The sequence below is a fragment of the Streptomyces sp. NRRL F-2664 genome, from assembly GCF_000719345.1.
GTDB lineage: Bacteria > Actinomycetota > Actinomycetes > Streptomycetales > Streptomycetaceae > Streptomyces.
In genome coordinates, this window is record NZ_JOFX01000338.1 from 1 (window position 1) to 494 (window position 494).

1 protein-coding gene is annotated in these 494 nt (G+C 67.4%); it reads left to right on the top strand.

Annotated features, from left to right (window positions below):
* Positions 1 to 388 (top strand): transposase family protein (locus IF89_RS44215; protein ID WP_158718166.1); only part of this gene is annotated, 388 nt, incomplete at its 5' end.
* Positions 389 to 494: the final 106 nt, after the last annotated feature.

Below are 494 nucleotides of genomic sequence, written 5' to 3' on the forward strand. Positions count from 1 at the left end.
GGTCATCACCGCACCCGACGGCATCACCGCACCCGACGGCAGGCTCGTATGGATCTCGCCTGCCCTGCCAGGCCGTGTCCATGACCTGACCGCCGCCCGACGGCACCGGATCATCGCTACCTGCCTCCGACTCGGAATCCCTGTCCTGGCCGACAAGGCCTATCAGGGAGCCGGCGACATCGCCGCCGTCCCGCACCGGAGGAAGCCCGGCAAAGACCTCACCGTCAAACAGCGGTCCGCCGACCGGGCGCACTCCCGACTCCGCTGGCCCGTCGAAAGAACGATCGCCCGGATCAAGACCTGGAGGATCTTCCGCAGAGCCCGCTGCAGCCCCACCGGACTCACGTCAATCGCCAGAGCCATCCTCACCCTGGAGACTCATCGCTGAAAACGCTCAGTGGTGGAGCTGGCCGAGGAGCCGGTTGAAGAGGTTGCGCAAGGCCGCTGTGTGCCGGTCCCCGATACTCCGGCGGCGATCATAGTGGCGGCGGGCT